Below are 644 nucleotides of genomic sequence, written 5' to 3' on the forward strand. Positions count from 1 at the left end.
GGTCATAGCCCTGCAGAATCTTGCGGAAGCGCCGATTCATCAGCGGCTTGCGCACCGGTGGCAGTAGCAGTTCCTCGTAGATCTTGCCGAGCGGCCCGAGCTTGCGCTTCTTCTTGAGCTGCCGGCAGTGCGACAGCCAGGCCTCGGGCGCCAGAACGTGGACCTTCACGTCCTTCGGCAATCTCTCAAGAAAATGCGAGGCCAGCTCGTCCGACGGATAGGTGATCGTCAGCCCGATCTCGAACTGGCCGCGGTCCAGCGAGTTCAGCAGCGAGACCAGCGCGGTCTCGATACCCCCATGCAGCAGATGGGTGACGTGGAACAGGATGCGCCGCTTGCCGCCCTGCGTCATCGATCGCACCGCCGCCTCAGCCATAGATCATCCGGACGCTGTCGCCCAGCGCATTGCGGAAGGTGGTCAGGGCGTCGTCCGACGGGGTGACCTGCCATTGGTCGCCCAACGTGGCCTCGCACTGCGCGGTCTTGTTGACGTAGCGGATACGCACCGGCACGCCCGGCGTACGCGCCGTGTTGGCGAGGTACGGCGTCAGCAGTTCGCGCAGCCGCTCGGTGGAGGCGTTGCCGTTGAAGCCCAGGCAGACCGCGTCGGCATACTTGGCGCGCGCGGCCACGAGGTCCATCAC

At 65.5% G+C, this 644-nt stretch carries 2 protein-coding genes; both read right to left on the minus strand.

All coding sequences use genetic code 11. From position 1 onward, the window contains the following. Positions 1-376: hypothetical protein (locus AB4Z35_RS29965; protein WP_442101155.1), on the minus strand; the 376-nt coding region annotated here is incomplete at its 3' end. Continuing rightward, on the minus strand, positions 369-644 hold a 276-nt coding region (locus AB4Z35_RS29970; RefSeq protein ID WP_442101156.1), incomplete at its 5' end, for a hypothetical protein. The genes AB4Z35_RS29970 and AB4Z35_RS29965, both read right to left, overlap by 8 nt.

It is taken from the genome of Pseudomonas sp. KB_15 (assembly GCF_052114525.1).
GTDB lineage: Bacteria > Pseudomonadota > Gammaproteobacteria > Pseudomonadales > Pseudomonadaceae > Aquipseudomonas.